Source organism: Pelosinus propionicus DSM 13327 (genome assembly GCF_900114615.1).
Taxonomy (GTDB): Bacteria; Bacillota; Negativicutes; order DSM-13327; family DSM-13327; genus Pelosinus; species Pelosinus propionicus.
Window position 1 is genome coordinate 35,157 of the sequence record NZ_FOTS01000019.1, and the last position, 20,644, is coordinate 55,800.

Annotated in this window: 28 protein-coding genes; all 28 read right to left on the bottom strand. The window is 35.1% G+C overall.

The window, feature by feature from the left end; translation table 11 throughout:
* Positions 1–56: 56 nt before the first annotated feature.
* The 28 genes from nusB to BMZ99_RS11965 all read right to left on the bottom strand — a co-directional run bounded on the left by nusB (position 57) and on the right by BMZ99_RS11965 (position 20,503).
* Positions 57–461: a transcription antitermination factor NusB gene (gene nusB, locus BMZ99_RS11835; protein ID WP_090937154.1), complete on the bottom strand. Its 405-nt coding sequence runs from the start codon at positions 459–461 to the stop codon at positions 57–59.
* Positions 462–538: 77 nt separating this feature from the next.
* Positions 539–769, bottom strand: coding sequence for a DUF2273 domain-containing protein (locus BMZ99_RS11840; protein ID WP_090937158.1), 231 nt, complete (start codon positions 767–769; stop codon positions 539–541).
* 36 nt (positions 770–805) lie between these two features.
* On the bottom strand, positions 806–1,345 hold the full coding sequence (gene amaP, locus BMZ99_RS11845; RefSeq protein WP_090937161.1) for an alkaline shock response membrane anchor protein AmaP: 540 nt from the start codon (positions 1,343–1,345) through the stop codon (positions 806–808).
* Positions 1,346–1,383: 38 nt separating this feature from the next.
* Positions 1,384–1,782 (bottom strand): Asp23/Gls24 family envelope stress response protein, encoded by a 399-nt coding sequence (locus BMZ99_RS11850; RefSeq protein WP_090937164.1) that lies wholly within the window; start codon positions 1,780–1,782, stop codon positions 1,384–1,386.
* Positions 1,783–1,909: 127 nt separating this feature from the next.
* Entirely contained in the window at positions 1,910–2,440 is a 531-nt protein-coding gene (locus tag BMZ99_RS11855; RefSeq protein WP_090937167.1) for a SpoIIIAH-like family protein, read from the bottom strand.
* Positions 2,441–2,450: 10 nt separating this feature from the next.
* Positions 2,451–3,047, bottom strand: a complete 597-nt coding sequence (locus BMZ99_RS11860) for a hypothetical protein (RefSeq protein WP_245754942.1) — start codon at positions 3,045–3,047, stop codon at positions 2,451–2,453.
* A gap of 22 nt (positions 3,048–3,069) precedes the next feature.
* Positions 3,070–3,663 (bottom strand): stage III sporulation protein AF, encoded by a 594-nt coding sequence (gene spoIIIAF / locus BMZ99_RS11865; protein WP_245754940.1) that lies wholly within the window; start codon positions 3,661–3,663, stop codon positions 3,070–3,072.
* 19 nt (positions 3,664–3,682) lie between these two features.
* Positions 3,683–4,843: a stage III sporulation protein AE gene (spoIIIAE, locus tag BMZ99_RS11870; RefSeq protein ID WP_090937175.1), complete on the bottom strand. Its 1,161-nt coding sequence runs from the start codon at positions 4,841–4,843 to the stop codon at positions 3,683–3,685.
* Between the two features lie 12 nt (positions 4,844–4,855).
* The gene (spoIIIAD, locus tag BMZ99_RS11875) at positions 4,856–5,242 is read right to left on the bottom strand and encodes a stage III sporulation protein AD (RefSeq protein WP_090937179.1); all 387 of its coding nucleotides are present in this window, start codon (positions 5,240–5,242) and stop codon (positions 4,856–4,858) included.
* Between the two features lie 12 nt (positions 5,243–5,254).
* The gene (gene spoIIIAC / locus BMZ99_RS11880; protein ID WP_007934040.1) at positions 5,255–5,452 is read right to left on the bottom strand and encodes a stage III sporulation protein AC; all 198 of its coding nucleotides are present in this window, start codon (positions 5,450–5,452) and stop codon (positions 5,255–5,257) included.
* Between the two features lie 62 nt (positions 5,453–5,514).
* Positions 5,515–6,033 (bottom strand): stage III sporulation protein AB, encoded by a 519-nt coding sequence (locus tag BMZ99_RS11885; RefSeq protein WP_090937182.1) that lies wholly within the window; start codon positions 6,031–6,033, stop codon positions 5,515–5,517.
* Positions 6,014–7,027, bottom strand: coding sequence for a stage III sporulation protein AA (gene spoIIIAA / locus BMZ99_RS11890; RefSeq protein ID WP_090937185.1), 1,014 nt, complete (start codon positions 7,025–7,027; stop codon positions 6,014–6,016). Before spoIIIAA ends, BMZ99_RS11885 begins: the two co-directional genes overlap by 20 nt.
* 168 nt (positions 7,028–7,195) lie before the next feature.
* Positions 7,196–7,636, bottom strand: a complete 441-nt coding sequence (locus tag BMZ99_RS11895) for a CD1247 N-terminal domain-containing protein (protein ID WP_090937187.1) — start codon at positions 7,634–7,636, stop codon at positions 7,196–7,198.
* 204 nt (positions 7,637–7,840) lie between these two features.
* A complete protein-coding gene (gene efp, locus BMZ99_RS11900; protein WP_007952820.1) occupies positions 7,841–8,398 on the bottom strand; it encodes an elongation factor P in 558 nt (185 codons plus the stop codon).
* A gap of 39 nt (positions 8,399–8,437) precedes the next feature.
* On the bottom strand, positions 8,438–9,502 hold the full coding sequence (locus tag BMZ99_RS11905) for a M24 family metallopeptidase (RefSeq protein ID WP_090937190.1): 1,065 nt from the start codon (positions 9,500–9,502) through the stop codon (positions 8,438–8,440).
* 1 nt (position 9,503) lies between these two features.
* The gene (locus BMZ99_RS27375) at positions 9,504–9,626 is read right to left on the bottom strand and encodes a hypothetical protein (RefSeq protein ID WP_281246790.1); all 123 of its coding nucleotides are present in this window, start codon (positions 9,624–9,626) and stop codon (positions 9,504–9,506) included.
* Between the two features lie 107 nt (positions 9,627–9,733).
* Entirely contained in the window at positions 9,734–11,389 is a 1,656-nt protein-coding gene (locus BMZ99_RS11910; RefSeq protein ID WP_090937193.1) for a peptidoglycan D,D-transpeptidase FtsI family protein, read from the bottom strand.
* A gap of 53 nt (positions 11,390–11,442) precedes the next feature.
* Positions 11,443–11,643 carry a DUF4911 domain-containing protein gene (locus BMZ99_RS11915; RefSeq protein WP_090937197.1) on the bottom strand — a complete coding sequence of 67 codons (201 nt, stop codon included), beginning with the start codon at positions 11,641–11,643 and terminating at the stop codon, positions 11,443–11,445.
* Complete coding sequence (locus BMZ99_RS11920) at positions 11,636–12,865, bottom strand: peptidase U32 family protein (protein ID WP_090937200.1); 1,230 nt, start codon at positions 12,863–12,865, stop codon at positions 11,636–11,638. Before BMZ99_RS11920 ends, BMZ99_RS11915 begins: the two co-directional genes overlap by 8 nt.
* A complete protein-coding gene (locus tag BMZ99_RS11925) occupies positions 12,862–13,515 on the bottom strand; it encodes an O-methyltransferase (RefSeq protein ID WP_245754941.1) in 654 nt (217 codons plus the stop codon). Before BMZ99_RS11925 ends, BMZ99_RS11920 begins: the two co-directional genes overlap by 4 nt.
* Positions 13,475–14,479: an endolytic transglycosylase MltG gene (gene mltG / locus BMZ99_RS11930; protein WP_090937209.1), complete on the bottom strand. Its 1,005-nt coding sequence runs from the start codon at positions 14,477–14,479 to the stop codon at positions 13,475–13,477. Before mltG ends, BMZ99_RS11925 begins: the two co-directional genes overlap by 41 nt.
* Before the next feature lie 172 nt (positions 14,480–14,651).
* Positions 14,652–14,993, bottom strand: a complete 342-nt coding sequence (locus tag BMZ99_RS11935; RefSeq protein ID WP_007952829.1) for a DUF1292 domain-containing protein — start codon at positions 14,991–14,993, stop codon at positions 14,652–14,654.
* Between the two features lie 69 nt (positions 14,994–15,062).
* The gene (ruvX, locus tag BMZ99_RS11940) at positions 15,063–15,479 is read right to left on the bottom strand and encodes a Holliday junction resolvase RuvX (RefSeq protein ID WP_090937212.1); all 417 of its coding nucleotides are present in this window, start codon (positions 15,477–15,479) and stop codon (positions 15,063–15,065) included.
* 25 nt (positions 15,480–15,504) lie between these two features.
* Entirely contained in the window at positions 15,505–15,759 is a 255-nt protein-coding gene (locus BMZ99_RS11945) for an IreB family regulatory phosphoprotein (RefSeq protein WP_090937215.1), read from the bottom strand.
* A 185-nt stretch (positions 15,760–15,944) separates the two neighbouring features.
* A complete protein-coding gene (gene alaS, locus BMZ99_RS11950; protein WP_090937219.1) occupies positions 15,945–18,563 on the bottom strand; it encodes an alanine--tRNA ligase in 2,619 nt (872 codons plus the stop codon).
* Between the two features lie 83 nt (positions 18,564–18,646).
* A complete protein-coding gene (locus BMZ99_RS11955; protein WP_090937222.1) occupies positions 18,647–19,672 on the bottom strand; it encodes an AI-2E family transporter in 1,026 nt (341 codons plus the stop codon).
* A 102-nt stretch (positions 19,673–19,774) separates the two neighbouring features.
* Positions 19,775–19,957: a hypothetical protein gene (locus tag BMZ99_RS11960; RefSeq protein WP_090937225.1), complete on the bottom strand. Its 183-nt coding sequence runs from the start codon at positions 19,955–19,957 to the stop codon at positions 19,775–19,777.
* Positions 19,958–19,999: 42 nt separating this feature from the next.
* A complete protein-coding gene (locus BMZ99_RS11965; protein ID WP_090937228.1) occupies positions 20,000–20,503 on the bottom strand; it encodes a PRC-barrel domain-containing protein in 504 nt (167 codons plus the stop codon).
* Between the last annotated feature and the right edge of the window lie 141 nt (positions 20,504–20,644).

Below are 20,644 nucleotides of genomic sequence, written 5' to 3' on the forward strand. Positions count from 1 at the left end.
ATAGAAGGGTACCAATAGCTGAAGGACAATAGAACATTATATGTAAGCCACATTTCTTACTGTTTTTTTATTAAAGCCCCTAAGATGCCATTAACAAAGCGGCTAGATTCTTCTGTACCAAACACTTTGGCTAATTCAACGGCCTCATTAATAACTACATTAGGTGGTAGTGTTTCATTACCAAAACGCATTTCATAAATGGCTATTCTAGCAATATTTCGATCAATTCCAGGCATACGATCGATTTTCCATTCATTTGATATTTCACCAATAAGATTATCAATTTCGGCTAGATGTGTGTGCGTACCACTAACGAGATTTGCTGCATATTTTTTGGTATTTTCAGCAATATTACTATATTCACTTAATACAATTTCCAAGGCTTCATCTTTACTCTTACTATTATAATCTAATTGAAATAAAGTCTGAAGTGCCATTTCTCGGGCTTTTCTACGACTCATAAAATACCTCTTTTCTAATGCTTCACTTTAAGTATTACTATTATTTATGTTATGTGATTCAATTTGATGGATATAGTCTATTGTCGATGATATCCAGGAGGTAATAACCTTCCTAGTATATCCATAATATCTTCCTTCTCATCAATCCGTTTACCAACAATATAACCAGCCATCACGCATAGCATTACAAATATAGTATTGAAAAAACCAAATACAAGAATAAATATGCCCATTAACAATCCTATAGACATTCCTGTGATCTTACCACTATGATGCTGCCATATTTCTGTTAGTAATTCGGTTTTCATATGCTTGCTCCTTTACCTTACTAAAATATAATAATATTATTCCACACGCTGTTTACTTTTAAAATCATTTGATATATTTTCAACTATGATTTGGACATCAACAAGTTGAACTCCAACTGTGTTTTTTATATATTCATGTACTTTTTTTTGCAACTCTTCAGAAACATTCGGTACATTATTTTCTGGACTAATTACAACTTTTAAGACTACCTTCAATCCCTGTCCATCATGGTTAACGCGAACTTTTACTCCACGCACACCACGCGTGTGTCTAGATGTTTTTTCAACCAAGTTCTTTATGGCCTCAAGAGATATATGTACATCACCCATATCTGTATGATGTACAATCGTATCTTTCACACGGCGAGTACGAATTCCTGCTAATAATAATCGAAGACTCACCAAGAAAAACACCATCCCCAGTAAACCGGCTTCCCATCGGCCGTTAATATGTAAAATGCCTGTCCAAACCCATTCCAAAGAAATAAGGCGTACAGATAGCAACACTACGCCCAATGATAAAAGTGCCAATAACAATGTGTAAATAGATAAGATAATACGATCAAAAATTCCCATACCCTACTCCTTTCTAGGCGGCTGCTATAGCATATTGTTTAACGCACACGAAGATCTTCTTCTTTACCTTCTTGACCAAACCCGACACCCTGAACATGAACATTTACTTCTACAACATCTAGGCCTGTCATAGATTCAATACCGCGTTTTACATTTTCCTGCACTCTTAATGCTATATCAGGTATACGTACACCATATTCTACAATTATGTATAAATCCACTGCAGCTTCTCGCTCGCCAACCTCTACTTTAACACCTTTTGCCAAATTCTTTTTACCAAGCATTTCTGCAATGCCGCCAACTAAACCAGCGCTCATTCCAGCTACACCGGAAACTTCAGTAGCTGCCATGCCAGCAATGATACCTACAACTTCATCGGCAATTCGAATTGATCCAACATCATTACTTTCTAACTTTTCATTATCTCGCTTATCCACTAACAACCCCCCCATTTCAAAAATTTATAATTCTATATGACAAGGTAATAACTTTTCTATAACTACATTATTATAACAAATATTTTCCTTCTTTACAATTTAGGACTAAATAAATTTCAAACTTGTATTAAGGTTTTGCACTAATTGATATATTTTCGGCTTTTACACCTGATGTGCGTGTAATCACATCAGCTATTTGAATAACTTCTTCATGAGAAAGTGATGTAGTTTTTATAACTGCGCTTACTGAATTTTCTCTTATGAACACCAAGGCATCTGCAAAACCACGAGATTTGATTAAACTTTCCATTTCTGCTTCTTTTTGTTTTTCAGCAATCATTTTCAAGACCGAATCTTGTGCTTGGTTTCTGCTATCATCTGTTTTGGCATTTTTGATACTTTCTCGCAATAAGTCTGAACGTTCACTACGAATCTTATCTCTTTCTAATCGATATTCGATAAAAAAATCTGGACTGCTAGCTGGTATGAGAGGTTCAGCGACACTCATAGTTGCTACTTGCATAGCATTCGAATGATTAACCTTTGATTGCAGCATTGATTCAATATTAGCTATAAGAATCATTATAACTATACTAACCATTAATAAAGCAGCAAATACAACGGATCTATTTTTTTTGTGAAAGGTAAATATTTTCATAATATGTTCCTCACTTTTTTTGCGCTAATACGGTAATTTTGTAAGATGGTATCCCTAAGCCTGCTTCAACTGCCTTTGTTAAAACTGCCTTTATATTAGAATCATATGCACCATCAGCAATAACCAGCACTCCTTTTATCATTGGCTTAATTTCTTTAACAAGAACTGGATGGTCCATATTGTTTTCTTTACTGACTAAAATTTGCGTACTTTCTTTTGTCTCAGTCGTACTGCGGACCCCTCCCGCAGTATCTTTTTCTTGAATGATTTTGCTTTCCTTGGTTATATTCCTGGCATGCTCTTGAGTGGAACTGTTTTCCCAAGTTATATTTACAACAACGGTACCAGCTCCCTTTACCTGAGACAGTGTATGTGTTAACTTTCCCTCTATAGCCTCTTCATAACTAAGATTAACCGGTACAGCGACTTTTAAAGGTTCATTGCTAACCTTTGGACTTGGACTTACAGTTTGACGATCAATCACTCCTCCCATCACCAATAAGATTATTCCTAGCAAACCTAACCAAATTAAACGCGTGTTTATAACTCCATCTTTTAATAATTGCTGCGGCCAAATTTTTTTAGCATAAGTGAGAAAGCTTTCCATTCCACTCACAGTCAACACTCCTTTATGAATATAGCATTTTTATATCTACCTTTTCTTTTGGGATCTGATATAGCTCCAAGATTATATCTGCAATTCTTTGTTTTAAATCGTTGTGTGTTTCCTCTGATTTATTAACTTCTTTATCAATTTTAACCTTTGCTATACTTACTATTTTTTCACCCTTTGCAGATATACCAGGTTTAACATACACAATAATACTATTAATCCCAATAGCTGTACTTGCATTGCCCTTCTTAATCTCTACCACTACATTTGCATCAGCCACGCCATCCACTGCCATAACTAAAATTCTAATTTGTTGACTTAATTCTTTTTTATATAGCTCAAGTGATAAAGCGTTATGATCTTTAGTAACATGGTTTGCTTCATTTTCTATTACATTCAAGTCTCTCAAATTCGCAGCAAAAGCAGGAACTTGATCTTTAGAGGTTAAGTGCTGTACTGTACCAATGATTGGATTCAATATTGCCAGCATTATAAATAGCCCCATGATAACTCTTACAAAACGTCGCATGTTACTGCTTGGTAATAGCAACTCAAGAAACGAAGCAAACAATACAACAAAAATAATATTTTTTATCCAATCCGTTAACATTATAAGCAATAAAACTCACCTACCTTAACATCATAGCTGCACTACCTGCAGCAATAATCATAGTAATTGCTAAAAAGAACATTAGGGCAACTGTTAAAACTGCACCAAATACCAGTAACAAATTATTCCCCATTGCATCAAGACATTTTGCCATTTTTTCATCACCTAAAGGTTGTACTAATGCACCGGAAATTTTTATAACTAAGATTAGTGATAATAATTTTATAATAGGAAAAACACAAATCAGAAAGACTGCAATAACACCAAAAATTCCAACAGCATTTTTTAATAGTAAAGACGCACCCATAACCAGTTCAACTGTATCAGCAAACATTTTTCCTACAACAGGAATAAAAGTTGCTGTTGCAAATTTAGCCGTACGAAGGGCAAGTCCATCAGCAATGCTGCCAGCTGCACCTTGAATGGTAATAATTCCAATAAAAACCACCATAGAAAAGCCTAAAACAACCATACTTATCTGCTTTAAAACACCGGATAGGTTACTTAGGCGGTATGTATCGGATAAATAATTTAAGCATTCAAGCGCAGCTGTTAGAAATAACAATGGTAAAACAATGTCTTTTACAATTACACTCATACTACTTATGACAAATAACATTAGCGGTGTAAACAAACTTGCAGAAGTCAAAGCTCCTACGCCTGCCAATAAAGAAATCAATAAAGGCAATAAGGCTTCCATGAAACCAACCATATATTCTACTGTTTGGCTAGCTAATTTTAAAGCATTATAAAATGCGGTAAGTGCAATCGATGACATAAAAATAAAACAAACGCTATACGATAATATAGAGATACTTGACTGTTCAAATGAACTTTGTAAATTTTTTAACACAGCACACAGTACAGCCAAAAATAATAATTTCCCCATCAAATGAATATTTAACGTAACTTCATGAAATAAATTCTGGATCAGTGCTTGCCACATGTTTTGCCAACTCACATGCATACCATTTGTGGCTATTTTGTGAATAGTGTCACTTGTCAATAACGGTAGGTCGCCATTGAGCTCTTGATTCACTTTATTAATAAATTGATTCACATGATCAGTGGATATGGTTTCAAGTAATTGTTGCTCAATTTCAGAATTACTTAGAGGAACAGCCATAACAGGTATGGTATTAACCAGCAACAGCATTAGGATAAATACGCAGATTTTCATTTATATACCACCTTATGGAATCAATCTCACAATAGTATCCATTACTAAAGCAATAATAGGAATAGCCATTACCATTACCATTACTTTACCGGCAAATTCAATCTTGCCTGCTACGGCCCCTTCCCCCGCATCACGACAAACTTGAGCACCAAATTCTGTAATATAAGCAATGCCAATAATTTTTAGGATAGTATTTAAATACATTTGACTAATATTAGCTTTTTCCGCCATATCACGAAACAAATTTAGTACTACTGTTATTTTAGTAAGTATTAGCAGAAAAATGATACTTGCTAAGGTTAAACTTAACTGCACAGCAATTTCGGGTTTTTCTTTCTTAATGATTAAAATAAGTAAAGTTACAATAAAGCCTAATCCAACAATTTGAATAATTTCCACAACTTGCACCCCTTAAAATAGCTTAAAAACATCCTGTACAGTGTTGAATAATTTGCCCAATAATTGCACAACCCAAAGCAATACAACAGTAAACCCAGCTAAAGTACATAAATGTGCCATATCTTCTTTACCGGCTTGCTTTAGCGCCGTATGAAAAACAGAAACTAGAATTCCAACACCAGCAATTTTGAATAATATATCCAGGCCCATTTTTTTCCTCCCTTACACTTGCTACATAAATAAATTGTAAAACTTTTGATAGGAACATTTATTCAAACTAGTATTATTACAATTGCTAATCCTCCGCATATACCTAAATATCTGTACATTTTTGTATTGAGATCTCGCAGCCGTGTTGCTTCATTTTCAAACCGTTCTAATTGCTCAATGACTAAAGACAAATAATTCTCTTGTTCCTCGCAGTTCATTGCACCTAAATTTCCTCCTAAAACATAAAGCACTTCAATTTCTGGATTTTTTAAAATTAAACATCCTTCCATGTCACTTAACACTTTTTTGATAATTTCTTGAGGCGTAAGGGAAGGATTTTTTTCTAATAAACTGGCAACCTGTTGAAAAAATTCTGCTACTGGTCCATATATACCATTAGTAGAGTTTTTAATGGCTTCATGTAAAGGCAAACAGGAATAATTTATATGAGATCTCAGTGAGCCAATACAAGTTATGAGTTGCCTAAGTTGACGAGGTCGCTCTTGGCAACAGGATGCCATTTTAAATCCTATATATGAGCTAACCAACAAGACTAAAAGACTACCTATTAATTTCAACATTTTTAGCTCCTTCCCATAAGATTTTATTATTACTACTATCTATAATTTTTTTTATTGTACCAATACGAGGACTATCACTTAATAGAATATATCGATGGAAGTATTTACTTTCTACTAGTTCCCTAACATTAGGTCTGTGTAATAGCTCACTAAGGTCTTTGCTATGGACTGTTGTTATTACACTTACACCAGCGTTTAAAGCTTCGCGTACCGCAAGTATGTCCTCGGCTCGCCCTAATTCATCAGTTGCAATAACCGCAGGTGACATAGAGCGAATCAACATAAGCATCCCCATTGCCTTAGGACAGCTGTCAAGCACATCTGTTCTGATGCCCAGGTCAACAGTACTAATACCACTTTTACAGGCTGCTATTTCCGAACGTTCATCAACAACTCCTACTGGTAAACCTTTATTCATCTTGGATCCCATGCTAATTTGCCGAATTAAATCTCGTAGAATAGTTGTCTTGCCGCAACGAGGCGGTGAAACAATTAAAGTATTTAAAACCTGTCCTTCTTTTGTAATAATATAAGGTATGATTTGATCAGCACAGCCTTTTACTTCTCGAGCTAAACGAATATTAAGTCCATTTATACTTTTTAATGTCTTGACCTTCTCAGCATCGATAATTGCTTGTCCTGTCAATCCGATTCTATGTCCACCATCAATTGTTAAGAAACCTAATTTTAGTTGATGCTCAAAGGCATATAATGAATTTTTACTCATAAGCTGCAATGTTCTTTGTATATCATCTTGGCTACATAAATATGCTTCATTATATTCCAACACAACTTTCCCCAAGGGATTTATTATAATATCTTGATTTCCTAAAACAAGCATTAAAGGTTGATTAATTCGTAAACGGATTTCGGTCAAATCTTTCAGTCGTTCTAAAGGTACTGCATTAATCATGGTAATTATCTGTACAGGTAAAACTGGATAAATTGATTCTTCCAATATCTTTTTAAGTAAAATAATTTTATTATCAATCATATCTACTACTTCCTTTCTTAACATAGATATGGTGCAAAAAGAAAATTATACCAATAATAAAAAAACTCGACATCGAATTTTTTTATTATTGGTATAATTTAAAATAAACAGCAAGAAGTTTTAGTCCTCTTCTTGCTGTTACATCGTGAAAATGATATTAACCTTTTGTCAAATTCCTGGATGGATACCATATCTAAAATCAGAATTAACTTGTCCATTCCCCATGTCACTAACTTCAATTTCTAAAGTACTATCATACACGATGTCACCGCAATGTGGACATGAAACTTCCAGATCATCATCCGATTCTAATAAACTAGATTCAAAGCTGACAGTTTCATGGCAAGAGGGGCATTGAACTTCTACTAATTCTTCGCTAGCAATATCTTCGTAGACTTCTTCTTCTAAATCAGTTAAATCATCATCCATACTTTCTACATATGTTTCTAGATCCTCTTGAACCATTTGAATATTATTAAATTCTTCAGCCATATCATCAAGTACATCTATAATATTTATCAACAACTTCCCTTCAGCCGAACGCTCATTGACATTAAGTCCTTGTGTTAATCCTTGTAAATAAGCTACTCGTTCTTTAATATTTCCCATAGACATAAAGCCCCCTCTAAAGTATAGTTATTACGATATTGTCATTATACCCATTTTTTAAATAGTTCATTCTTACTGTTTTAAACAATCATATTGCTTCTTCGATTTATTTTTTCAAATATTTATAATAAAAAAACTGTATTCTTCATTAACTAAGAATACAGTTTCCTTTTAAAATTAATTAAAAATCATCCTAATATATATCTATGCTCTTTCTAGATATTCTCCAGTGCGAGTATCTACTCTTAAAACATCTCCAATATTAATAAATAAAGGCACCCGCACTACACAGCCAGATTCCATTTTTGCAGGTTTCGTACCGCCAGTAGCTGTATCTCCACGAATACCAGGATCGGTTTCAACAACTGTTAGCTCAACTGCAACAGGTAATTCAACACCAATGACTGTTCCTTGAAAAAACATGATACTAATATTCATATTTTCTTTAAGATACTTTACAGCATCACCTAACTGTTCAGATGTTAACTCACTCTGCTCATAATTTTCATTATCCATAAAATTATAATTGCCATCGCTTTCATACAAATATTGCATCTCACGACGATCCACATGAGCCTTAGGAAATTTTTCTCCTGGATTAAAGGTACGCTCAACTACCGCACCAGTACGTACATTTTTCATTTTTGTACGTACAAAAGCAGCACCTTTACCAGGCTTTACATGCTGAAAATCAACTATTTGCCAAACATTATTATCAATTTCAATTGTTGCTCCTGTACGAAAATCACTACTTGATATCATTTTATTACCTCCATAGTCCCATTTAATTAAAAGTAAATATTAATATAACTCTATTAACTGTTTACTACTAGCAGTTAATATTTGACACCCTTCATCACTAACTAAAACAGTGTCTTCAATACGCACTCCGCCCCAATCAGGCAGGTAAATTCCTGGTTCAACTGTTACTACCATATTTTTCAATAAGACAGTATGTATATTAGCAGGAGAAAGCCTCGGTTCCTCATGGATGTTAAGACCTAGCCCATGCCCTAATCCATGCCCGAAAAATTCACCAAAACCAGCGTCTATAATAATATTTCTGGCTACAGCATCAACATCTTTGCCAATTTTTCCAGCAGTAACAGCCTGCACTCCTGCCAATTGAGCAGCCAAAACGACTTCATAAATTTCTTTTTGCTTTGCTGTAGCTTTTCCCATACAAACGGTGCGAGTAATGTCCGAATGGTATCCTTTATATACTGCGCCAAAATCCATTGTTACAAAATCACCAAGTTCAATTATTTTATCAGAAGCTCTTCCATGAGGCAACGCTCCACGTTTGCCAGAGGCCATAATAGTATCAAAAGCTGGCTTTTCTGCTCCTAACTGTCGCATATAATATTCTAATTCTAAAGCTACTTCTTGCTCAGTCATACCTGGCTTTAAAAATGACATAATTCTAGAAAAAGCATCATCAGCAATTTTAACCGCTTTTTTTATCAATGCAATTTCACTCTCATCTTTTACCATACGCAAAGCATCCAACTGGACAGGAATTAGATTTACAGAATGCAAGTAATTAATTAGTTCTTGATGTCCATCATAAGTAACAAAGTCGCTTTCAAAACCGATTTGAAAGACTCCAAGTTTGTTAATCATTTCTGTCAAAGTTTTACCGACAGTATGATAACGCACAATTTCATATTGCGCAGCTTGCATAGTGGCTTGTTCAATATAACGAAAATCGGTTAATAAGAGATTTTCGTTATTAGAAATCAGTAATATACCCGCTGAACCACTGAATCCGCTGAAATAGTGTCTATTCTCTGGCTTATGAATTAGCATGCAATCTAACTGATGTTCTTTCATAAACTTACGAAGTTTAATTAATCTTTTTTCCATATTAACTCACGCTGCTAATTTTATCAGCAACTGCCTCCAATGCCAAAAGATAATCGTATCTAGACCATAAGCAGAAACGATTCGGTTCGTGAATAGGCAAATCACAAATTCCTTTGTCTCTCATCTTATCACAGCCTTAGCATAAGAATTCATTATCTTTTATATTTTATCATAGATTTAAATTATTGCCTAGTTCTTTGTATGGAATTAACATTACATAATCTATATGTATCATGGCTTGGTAATCTCTTTTATGATTTCATAAAAGAGAGGTGCAGCAATATCACTACCAGACATTCCTTCCTCAACGAAAACTACTACCGCATATTGAGGGATTTTTATAGGTGCGTACCCTGCAAACCAAGCATGGTTGATGCTTTGCCCATTTGAGTTTTTTCGCCCGGTTTCGGCGGATCCAGTTTTGCCCGCCGATCCTATTCCTTCAACATAAGCCGCTTGACCAGTACCATAGCGAGTGACACCCATCATCATATCCTGAATTTGCAAAGCTGTTTTTGAAGACAAGACTCGAATACCTGGGGGCGTATCGTATGTTTTTATAACTATACCATCAGCATTTGTCAGTTTACTAATGACATAAGGCGCTACTTTTATACCATCATTCGCAATGGTAGCTACTAAGGACGCGATCTGTAGAGGCGTTGCCTCTAGTGTACCTTGTCCAATAGCTAAATTAGCAAGTTCACCGGAATAAAGGTTATCAGATGGTGGCAAATACCCTTCTGCCTCATCGTTAAAATCTCCACTCGTCTTATGACCAAAGCCAAATTTTTGTGCATAAGAAAGTAAGGATTCTGCACCTATTTTTAAGCCCACTTCAATAAAAATAGGATTACTCGAATAGGCTAATGCTTCCTTAAACGTTATCTGCCCCCGGCCCCCCTTATCGTAATCCCATCCATTAAAGCGTAGATGATCAACTTCAATATACCCTGGATCAAAAAATAAATCATCTGGCTGTATATTCTCTTTTTCTAATGCTGCAGCAGCTGTTACTAACTTAAATACAGACCCAGGCTGATAGGGGGATATCGCTCGATTTAGCAAAGGTGCACTACTTTGATTTAAATACTCCTCAAGATGATTGGCATTGAAATTAGGTCTTGAAGCCATGGCCAATATTTCGCCAGTAGTAGGACGCAATACTACTACTGCTCCCTTAACACCATGCTTATCTACTATATTCTCTATTGTTTTTTGAATTTGTTTATCTATAGTTAATACCACATTACTTGGACCTGAGTGGGTGGATAAACGTAATCGTTTATAGCCAAGTCCTGGAATAATTTGTTGTCCAGCATCTACTAACGCAACTGCATATTCTGGTTGATTGCCTCTTAAAATATCATCATACATTCCTTCAATACCACTAACTCCCTGATTATCAGCAAGATTAATATAGCCTTTAACATGTGCAGCCATTGGATTTCCATATCTAATCTTTTCAGACACTACCACAACACCTGGAATTAATGCCCTGTTAATTTGTTCTCCCATAGCTGCATCAATTTTACTTTTTATTTTAAATGGTCGATGATTTTCTGTAATTTGTGATAAGAGATTCGATACTGAGATTCCTGTTAATTCAGACAATTGTTCAGCAACCATTTCTACATTTTGAATTTGTCCGGGAAAAATAGCAATCTTATAGTGCTGCGCCGTATTTGTTAATGGTAATCCATTCCGATCTACAATTTCTCCTCGGGCAACCTCAATAGGTACTTCCTGAACACGCATACTCAAACTCTGCAGTACGAAGTTATCATTTTCTATAACTTGCAAATAAAACAAACGTATAATCAATAAACTACCAAAAAGCAAAAAGAAACTTAACAATTTATAAATACGTAAAATTTGCAATGCCATACGATCACCTCAATGATAGTATGGCATTGCTTAGCAAAATTATTATTATTAATCTATACATAATCAAAATCAATCGGAAGATTTGCTAAAATCTCCTGCACCTCTTTACAGGTATCAGGTGTAACGCGAATTCGCAATACTCCTGTCGAATCCTTTACGGTGGTCACTACCCCAAAATATTCATATCCTTCCATAATTCGATTTAGATAATTAATATGTTTTACATCAAGACGAATTAAAATTTCCTCACACATTCTTTGGTACCTCACGTCGTAACATAGCGTATTCTGCTACTTCTTGGCGCATTCGCATCTTAAAAACTTGTTGAGGGTGAGGCGCAGCACCAATACAATTATTATCTAAATCAAACATCTCAGTTATTACCTGAGTGAAATTAGGTTTTCCCGGCTGCATAATTTCTATTTCCTGCCCCACTTTGATATTGTTACGTTGTTCAATTGTAGCCATTTTGGTTATTGGGTCATAACTTTTGACTAAACCAATAAAATCAAAGGTTTGTTCATAAGACGAAGATCCATAGATTTGATCATTTTGAGTTGTCTTGTTGAAATAAAATCCACTAGTATAAGCACGGTGAGAAATCTTTTGTAACTCTTCAAGCCATTCATCTTTAACACTATAGTGTTCAGGATTGTTTACATAGGCATCAATAGCCTCTCTATAGACTTTAATTACAGTAGCAGCATAGTGTACACTTTTCATACGACCTTCTACCTTGAGGCTATTTAGTCCACTATTGATTAATTCAGGAATATGAGGGAGTAAGCATAGGTCTTTTGAGTTAAAGATATAGGTCCCTCGTTCATCTTCTATAACAGGATAATACTCTCCTGGACGTTTTTCTTCCACTAAATTAAATTTCCAACGACAGGGTTGGGCGCATTGGCCTCGATTTGCATCACGATCTGTAAAATAATTACTCATCAAACAACGTCCAGAATATGAAATACACATAGCTCCATGAACAAACGCTTCTAATTCAATCTTAACTTTATCTCGAATGATAGTAATATCTTCCAAAGATAATTCTCTAGCTAATACCACCCGACTAACTCCTAATTCCTGCCAAAATAGAACAGATGACCAATTAGTATTATTTGCTTGAGTACTGATATGTATGGGCAGATTAGGTGCAACTTCTTTGATAATACGGTATACTCCTAAATCTGCGATTATAACCGCGTCAACATTACAATCTGATAAAAATCGGATATAATCGGGCAAAGCTGGTAGATCTTCATTATGAGGAAATATATTTACCGTTACATAAGCTTTCTTTTGCAGACTATGAGCAAATTCAACTCCTTCTTTAAGTTCTTCTTCTGTAAAATTGCCACTAAAAGCTCGTAATCCAAAAGACTTTCCTGCCAAAAAAACTGCATCTGCACCATACAAAAGAGCCATTTTAAGTTTCTCGAGATTACCTGCTGGTGCTAAAAGTTCGATCTTTTTCACTTTTTGTTCGCTCCTTGATAATAAGAAATAGCTACTCCGTCACCCTCAAAATGAAGCGTAGTAGAAAATCTCGGATCTGTATTTACAAATTGTAAATATTCTTTTAGACGCTTAACAATTGTTTTATAACGCCGTAGTGGAGGATCATCGCTCAGAACCATCCCTCGAAACAGCACATTATCTGCTATCACAACGGCACCAATAGCAAGTTTATCTATAATTTTGCACAAATAATCAAGATACTGTGCTTTAGCTGCATCAATAAATACCATATCAAATGTTCCCTCAAGCTGTAATAAAATTGTGCTTGCGTCTCCATCTAGAAGTTGAATCTGTTCGCTCTTACCAGCTCTAGCAATATAATCATAGGCAATATCAATACGAGCAGCATCTTGCTCTATTGTAATAATTTTGCTATCTAAAGGCATATAATGAGCCATAAGCAAAGCAGAATAACCAATTGCAGTACCTATTTCTAAAATTGATTTTGGTTTATTCTGTTTTACGATCTCAATTAATCTGTTACTGCTTTTCTTATTAATAATTGGCACATTATATTCGGCAGCATAATCTTCAATTTCTTTAAATAAGTTCAATGTATCACTCCTATTATTTACGAACCTCTTCAATTGCCGCAAGATGCTCGTCATATGTTTTACTAAAATGATGTGCACCTTCTTGATCAGCCACAAAATATACAAATTGTGTTTCTTTAGGATATAAAACAGCATTAATAGCTGCTATTCCAGGATTTGCAATAGGTCCGGGAGGTAAACCCATATGTTGGTAGGTATTATAAGATGATGGAATTTCAGTATCTTGTACTGATAGCTCTGCTTTAGGATAACCTAAAATATATTGAATCGTAGCACAAGACTGCAAAGGCATTCCTAATTTTAAACGATTTATAAATACTCCAGCGATAATTGGACGATCAGCTTCTATTTGCGCTTCTTTTTCCACTAAAGAGGCTAATATAATAACATCCTTGATTGAAAAGCCCATTTGCTTTGCCCTTGACCGCATACTCTCATTAAATTCTTTATCAAATTGAGATATCATCATGCTAAGCAACTGTTCCTCAGTAGTTCCTTTATTAATTTGATACGTATCAGGGAAAATAAAACCTTCAGCCTTATATACTACATTAGGATTCTGATTAGCCATATAAGTAAAGGGAGTTGCTCTTTGTGCCAACTGTTGAAATTTTTCAGCACTACCTAGTTGTTTTTCCTGTATTAGTTTAGCAATTTGTTCAACAGTATATCCCTCTGGTATGGTAATTTGTTGATATAACCTTTGCCCTTTTGCCAACATGGCAACAATTTGCTGTACTGTCATGTCCTTAGTTAAAACGTATTCACCAGCCTGTAGGGAATTTGCTAAACCTTGAGATTTGGCAACAACATGAAATACAAAAACACTTTTTATAGCACCTTGCTCTTTTAAAAGCTCCCCAATCTCATTAGCTGCCATTCCAGGTTTAACAGAAATGACAAATGTTTCTCCTGCAGGCGAAGTAACAGGTTGTGTTAACTTATATATAATACTTCCCAAACATAGACAAATTAACACCAATACAATATGCCATTTAAACTGCTTCAATCTATACATGGGTACCTCACCTCTGTTTGCATCTTTATATATTTAACTGTTAATGCAATTACTCTAAAAGACTTCTTTATTATACACAAAAAGACAAAAAAAGACTAGGCTTCCGCCAAGTCTTAGACTTAGGCAAAAGCCTTAGCTTTCAACCATTATATCAACTGAAAAAAGATGAAGCCTATTCGGCTTCATCTTCTACCATTAGTTCTTCATAAGCTTTACGAACTTCTTCAAACTCTTCATCGGTAGGATCGACATATATTTCCTCGCCATTTTCATCAGTATCAATGCGCGCAATATATACATCAACTTCATCTTCAGAACAACCGCATCCAGCGTTACATCCGCAATCTTCTTCCTCTTCGCCATCTTCAATAGGAATCAAAATCGCATACTGCTTATCACCAACTGGAACAATCATTTCCTCACGATAATAATATTCATTACCCTCTTCATCAGTCATAACGACTACGAGCTCTTCATCCAATTCTTCGAGGTCATCTTTTTCAATATCAGCCATTCATTTCACCTCTTCCTTTTAATGTACATGTAATTTTATCTTAGAAAAGTTATCCTGTCAAGGAAGTTATTAACAAGACAGGCTATCTAGATACCCCTGTAAAATAAATACTGCCGCCATCTTATCAATCACTTTTTTACGCTTTGCGCGACTTACATCTGCAGCAATAAGTGCCTTTTGCGCCCCTACAGTAGATAAACGCTCATCCCATAAAACAACTTTTATTGTAGGAAATGTTTCAGCTACCTGATTCGCAAATGTTTGCATTAATTCACCTCTAGGGCCAATGGACCCATTCATATTTTTAGGCAAACCAATAAGAATTGTCCCGACCTCAAGCTCAGTAATAATTTCATCTAAACGACTAAGATCTCTTTCTAAAGAGGTACGGCGAATCACCTCAATCCCCTGTGCTGTTAATAATAACAGGTCACTTGCTGCCACACCAATTGTTTTATCACCAACATCAAGAGCTAGTATGCGCATTTATCCTCCCACTATACCAAACATATTATTTATCTTTGAGATATGCTCTTACCAACTCTTCGAGAAGCTCATCCCGTTCTAATTTTCGTATTAACCCACGAGCATTATTATAGCTGGTAATGTATGTAGGATCTCCAGATAGTAGATACCCGACTAATTGATTAATTGGATTATATCCTTTGGTAATTAATGACTGATATACAGCATTAATTACCATGGCTGCATTATTTTCTTCATTATCCACACGAAACATCATAGTATCTTCTGATATATTAGGCATTGAGCATCCTCCTCTCTTATATTATCTCCGCCTCTAACCATTATATTCTACCTTGACTAGTTATTTCCTCTAGAAAAATAAAAATACTTATCTTTCTAAACTTCGCAAAAAAATGCTTTATATTTATTTTTTCAAAAAGTAAAGTGTACTTAGAGTGTAAAACTCCCTCTAAGTACACTTTCGAGTTATTTAACTTGTTTTTTAATAACTTCTAAAGCAAACTGCAACGCATCCGAAATCTTATCTGGTTGTTTACCACCTGCTTGGGCCATATCAGGACGGCCGCCGCCGCCACCGCCAGTAATTTTAGAAACTTCTTTTACAATATTACCAGCATGAATACCTTTATTAATTGCTTCTTTCGTCGCCATAGCAACAAAATTCACTTTATCAGTATGAATAGATCCAAGAGTTACAACACCACATTTTAAGTGATCACGCACCATATCAGCAACCGTGCGCAACCCCTCTATATCACTGATACTTACCTGGCCAACAACAACTTGTACACCATTAACCTCTTGCACTTTCGATAATAAATCCATTACTTCACTATGCGCTAATTTACTAGTAAGAGCAGCTAATTCATTTTCTAATTCTTTAACGCGATTCATAACACTGTCTACTTTTACAATAAGTTCTTCAGGACGTGATTTCAATTTTAACGCTGTGCTTAATAACACTTGATCTCGTTCATTAATGTACTCAATAGCCCCGCTACCTGTTACTGCTTCAATCCTTCGTATGCCTGAACCAATTCCCGCTTCACTAACAATCTTAAACATGCATATTTCAGACGTATTCATAACATGACTGCCACCACATAATTCCTTACTAATACTGCCAACAGAAACAACTCTAACTGTTTCACCATATTTTTCACCAAATAATGCTACTGCACCCATTTCCTTGGCTTTATCCTGTTTAGTTTCTACGATAGTAACAGAAATATTTTCTAAAATTGCATGATTTACTAATTTCTCTATTTCTAGGAGTTGTTCTGAAGTTACTTGAGAAAAGTGTGAAAAATCAAAACGTAATCTTTCGGAGCTGACTAGAGACCCTGATTGATTTACATGGGTACCTAATACCTGTTTTAAAGCTGCATGCAACAAATGAGTAGCAGTATGATTACGAGCAATTTTACGACGTCTGTTTTCATCAACTTTAAGTTTGACAACATCTCCGACTCTAAATAAACCTTCAGTAACATTTCCAATATGATAGGTTGTACCATTTACTAATTTTTTAGTAGACGTAATTTTCATCTTTCCTAAAGGTCCTTCAAGAAAACCAGTATCACCAACTTGTCCACCGCCTTCAGCATGAAAAGAAGTTACATCTAGAATAAATGCTACATCTTCACCATCATGAACTTCATCAGCCAGAATACCATTTTTCCAAGCAAGTATAATGTTTCCTTTTTCAGCGTGTTCATCAACAATAAGCTTTTCTGTTTCCAGATGAGATAAATCTGGAATAATCAACTGGTTTTCATGGTCTTGGCGAGCAGAGCGTGCTCGCTCACGCTGTTCTTTCATTGCAGAATCAAAGTTTTGTTTATCTAACTGCATATCATGTTCTTCTAATATTTCTAAAGTCAGCTCCCAAGGAAAACCAAATGTATCGTACAATTTGAATGCAGTAGCACCATCAAGTACAGAAATATTTGATCCCTTTAACTTTTGAATATGTCCATTCAATAATTCCATGCCTTGTACTAATGTTGTTTGAAATCGTTCTTCTTCTAACTGAATCACTTTTTTGATATAGGATTGCTTTTCTACTAAATCGGGATATGCTTCAGCAAAAATGGTATTGACGATATCAACCATCGGAACCAAGAATATCTTTTCAATTCCCAATAAACGGGCATGGCGAACAGCTCTACGCAAAATACGACGCAGTACATATCCTCTACCTTCATTTGAAGGCAATATACCATCACCAATCATTACTGTCATGCTACGAATATGATCGGCAATTACTTTTAATGAAATATCGGTCTTATTATTAAAGCCATATTGAACATTTGCAACTTTTGCTGCATGTTCAATGAGCGGAAACAATAAATCTGTTTCAAAATTTGATCTTTTATTCTGTAAGACAGAAGCAATACGTTCAAGTCCTGCCCCTGTATCAATATTTTTCTTTGCTAAAGGAGTATAATTACCAGCCTCATCACGGTCATATTGTGTAAATACCAAATTCCAGATTTCTAGAAAGCGATCACAATCACAACCTACTGCACAATCTGGTTTATTACAGCCTCTTTCTTCACCTAAATCAAAATAAATTTCTGAGCATGGTCCGCATGGTCCAGGACCGATCTCCCAAAAATTATCTGCCATTCTAATGATTCGATCGGCCGGTATATGTATATCGTTCTGCCATATGGCAAATGCTTCATCATCTTCAGTATGAATCGTTATCCACAACTTATCTTTAGGCATTTCTAAATGCTCAGTAATAAATTCCCAAGCCCAAGCAATTGCTTCTTTTTTAAAATAATCACCAAAAGAAAAGTTACCTAGCATCTCAAAAAAAGTATGATGGCGAGCAGTACGTCCAACATTTTCGATATCACCTGTACGCACACATTTCTGACTCGTGCTAATACGTGGATGGGGCGGATTCATTTTACCAGTAAAAAAAGGCTTAAATGGTGCCATTCCTGCACCAACTAATAATAATGTGGGATCATTTTCAGGAATTAATGGATAGCTTTGTAAAATCAAATGATCTTTACTTTTGAAAAAATCTAAGAATTTCTTACGTAGTTCATTTCCACTTATATAATTCAAGTTTCTCAACCTCCAGATAAGTTAGGCATACTCTCGTTCGACATTATACATAAATTATTGCATAATGTCAATTAATGGCTACCTTAAAGCAACACTTTTACAATATGGCGGATCAATACTTTTCCAATTGCTGCGACTGGAACACCAAGCAACATCCCAATAATTCCAGCTACTTCACCACCAACAAAAACAACAAAAATTACAGTTAACGGATGAAGGCCTATGTTTTCGCCAATAATCTTAGGATGAATGATGTTTCCTTCAATTTGCTGAATAATAAAAAAGAGTAAGATAACCTTCATCGTCAGCCAAGGCGATTCCAAAATAGCCAGCATGACTGCTGGCGAAGCTCCTATAATAGGACCAAAATATGGAATTACATCGAATAAGGCTGCTAAGATACCAATAATTATAGCAAACTTAACCTGCAGAAAATACAATCCAATCGTTACAAACACACCAATTATACAAGCTACCAATAATTGACCGCGAATAATCCCTCCCAAGACTGTATCGGCATCTCGAAAAAATAAGATTAACTCTGTTCGCCAGCTGCTTGGCACAAATGACAAAAGTTCACTTTTGATTTTATACCAGTCATGTAAAAGATAAAAAGCTAAAATAGGGCTAATGGCTAAACCAATAGAATGACTAATAATTTTAATAATGAAATTTACCACTTGCCCTATAAAATCCTGCATTTCATTTTCTAATAGCAATAAATTATCGTCAATTGCTATCCGCAAATAATATGGTAGTGCAGAATTTTGATACTGGGACTGCATTTGTATTAATAGTTTATTAATATTTTCTATCATAATTGGCAAATCCAGTGCAAAAGATTGTAGCTCTTTAATAAATAGAGCAAGCAACTTACTTCCTCCAATGATGACAACACTAAATAAAATAATATATATAATAATAATTGCCCATAATCTTCCGATATTTTTTCTTTCTAAATAGCATACTGCAGGATTTAATAAATAAGTTAAAAATAAGCCAATAATAAAAGGATATAATGCATTACGAACCATCCAAAAAAAATATAAAAAAACAATAAGAATAACAATAATAAGAGTAATTCTAACCGTTGATTTGCTTACTAACATAAATTCACCCCCTTATAATATCATCATATACTCTGGTGAGTAAACAAAAGGGAGACCATTAGGTCTCCACTTTATCTAAAGATGTATCCCATTTCATACATTTCACTGTGCAGCTGTTTCCAATGGATCTAAATAAAGTGTTAATGTACCATCTGGCTGAACACTAAAAATTTTAATGTCATCGCCACGTATGATAAACTCTATGCAGCAATCCCAGCAATAATATTGTGCTGCTCCCACTTTACCAATTGCCCGATTACTATTACATACAGGGCAAGCTGTCATACTTATACACCTCTCATAATCGAATAATAGCTTTTATTCTTCTTACTCTTCTTTATGCAATAATTTTTCCATCTCACCTGGAACAATTACTGTATCTTTACCAACGATTTGTAGTTTGGGCAGCGGCATTACTCTACGGCCATATAGTAAATCACTTACGATACTATCTGATACTTGATACCATTTCAATTCGCCAGTACTAGCATCAAAAAAAACGTCCACTAACATACCCAATCGCAAGCCATCATCTGTAATAATTTCTTTCTTAAATAAATCTTTTACATAGTAATTGATTGTTATCTCAAAGATAGAGGCACATTGATGTACGACAGAATGATTCCGAATCATAACAGCATCACGACCAACACTTAAAAGATCTACATAAGCAATCCCCATTTCAAAGGAGCTCTGTTTTTCTTCATCAAGTGTTACACCCTGCACCTTTGCATCTTCGATATGTAGGACTACATCTTTTATTTGGCCAATTTGTGTACCTGTTTCTGTTTCCAATAATGGCAATCCAAGTAAATCTTGCAACCTGTGCATAAAAAAATGGCCTCCGTAATGTAGATTGTAATCTTAGTATTACCAAAATCCCTTATTTTTATAATCTATGAAATTCATCGTAATTCTGAAAAAAAGGACTTGGCATAATGCCAAGTCCTTAAAATAAAGCCTGTCCTTCGA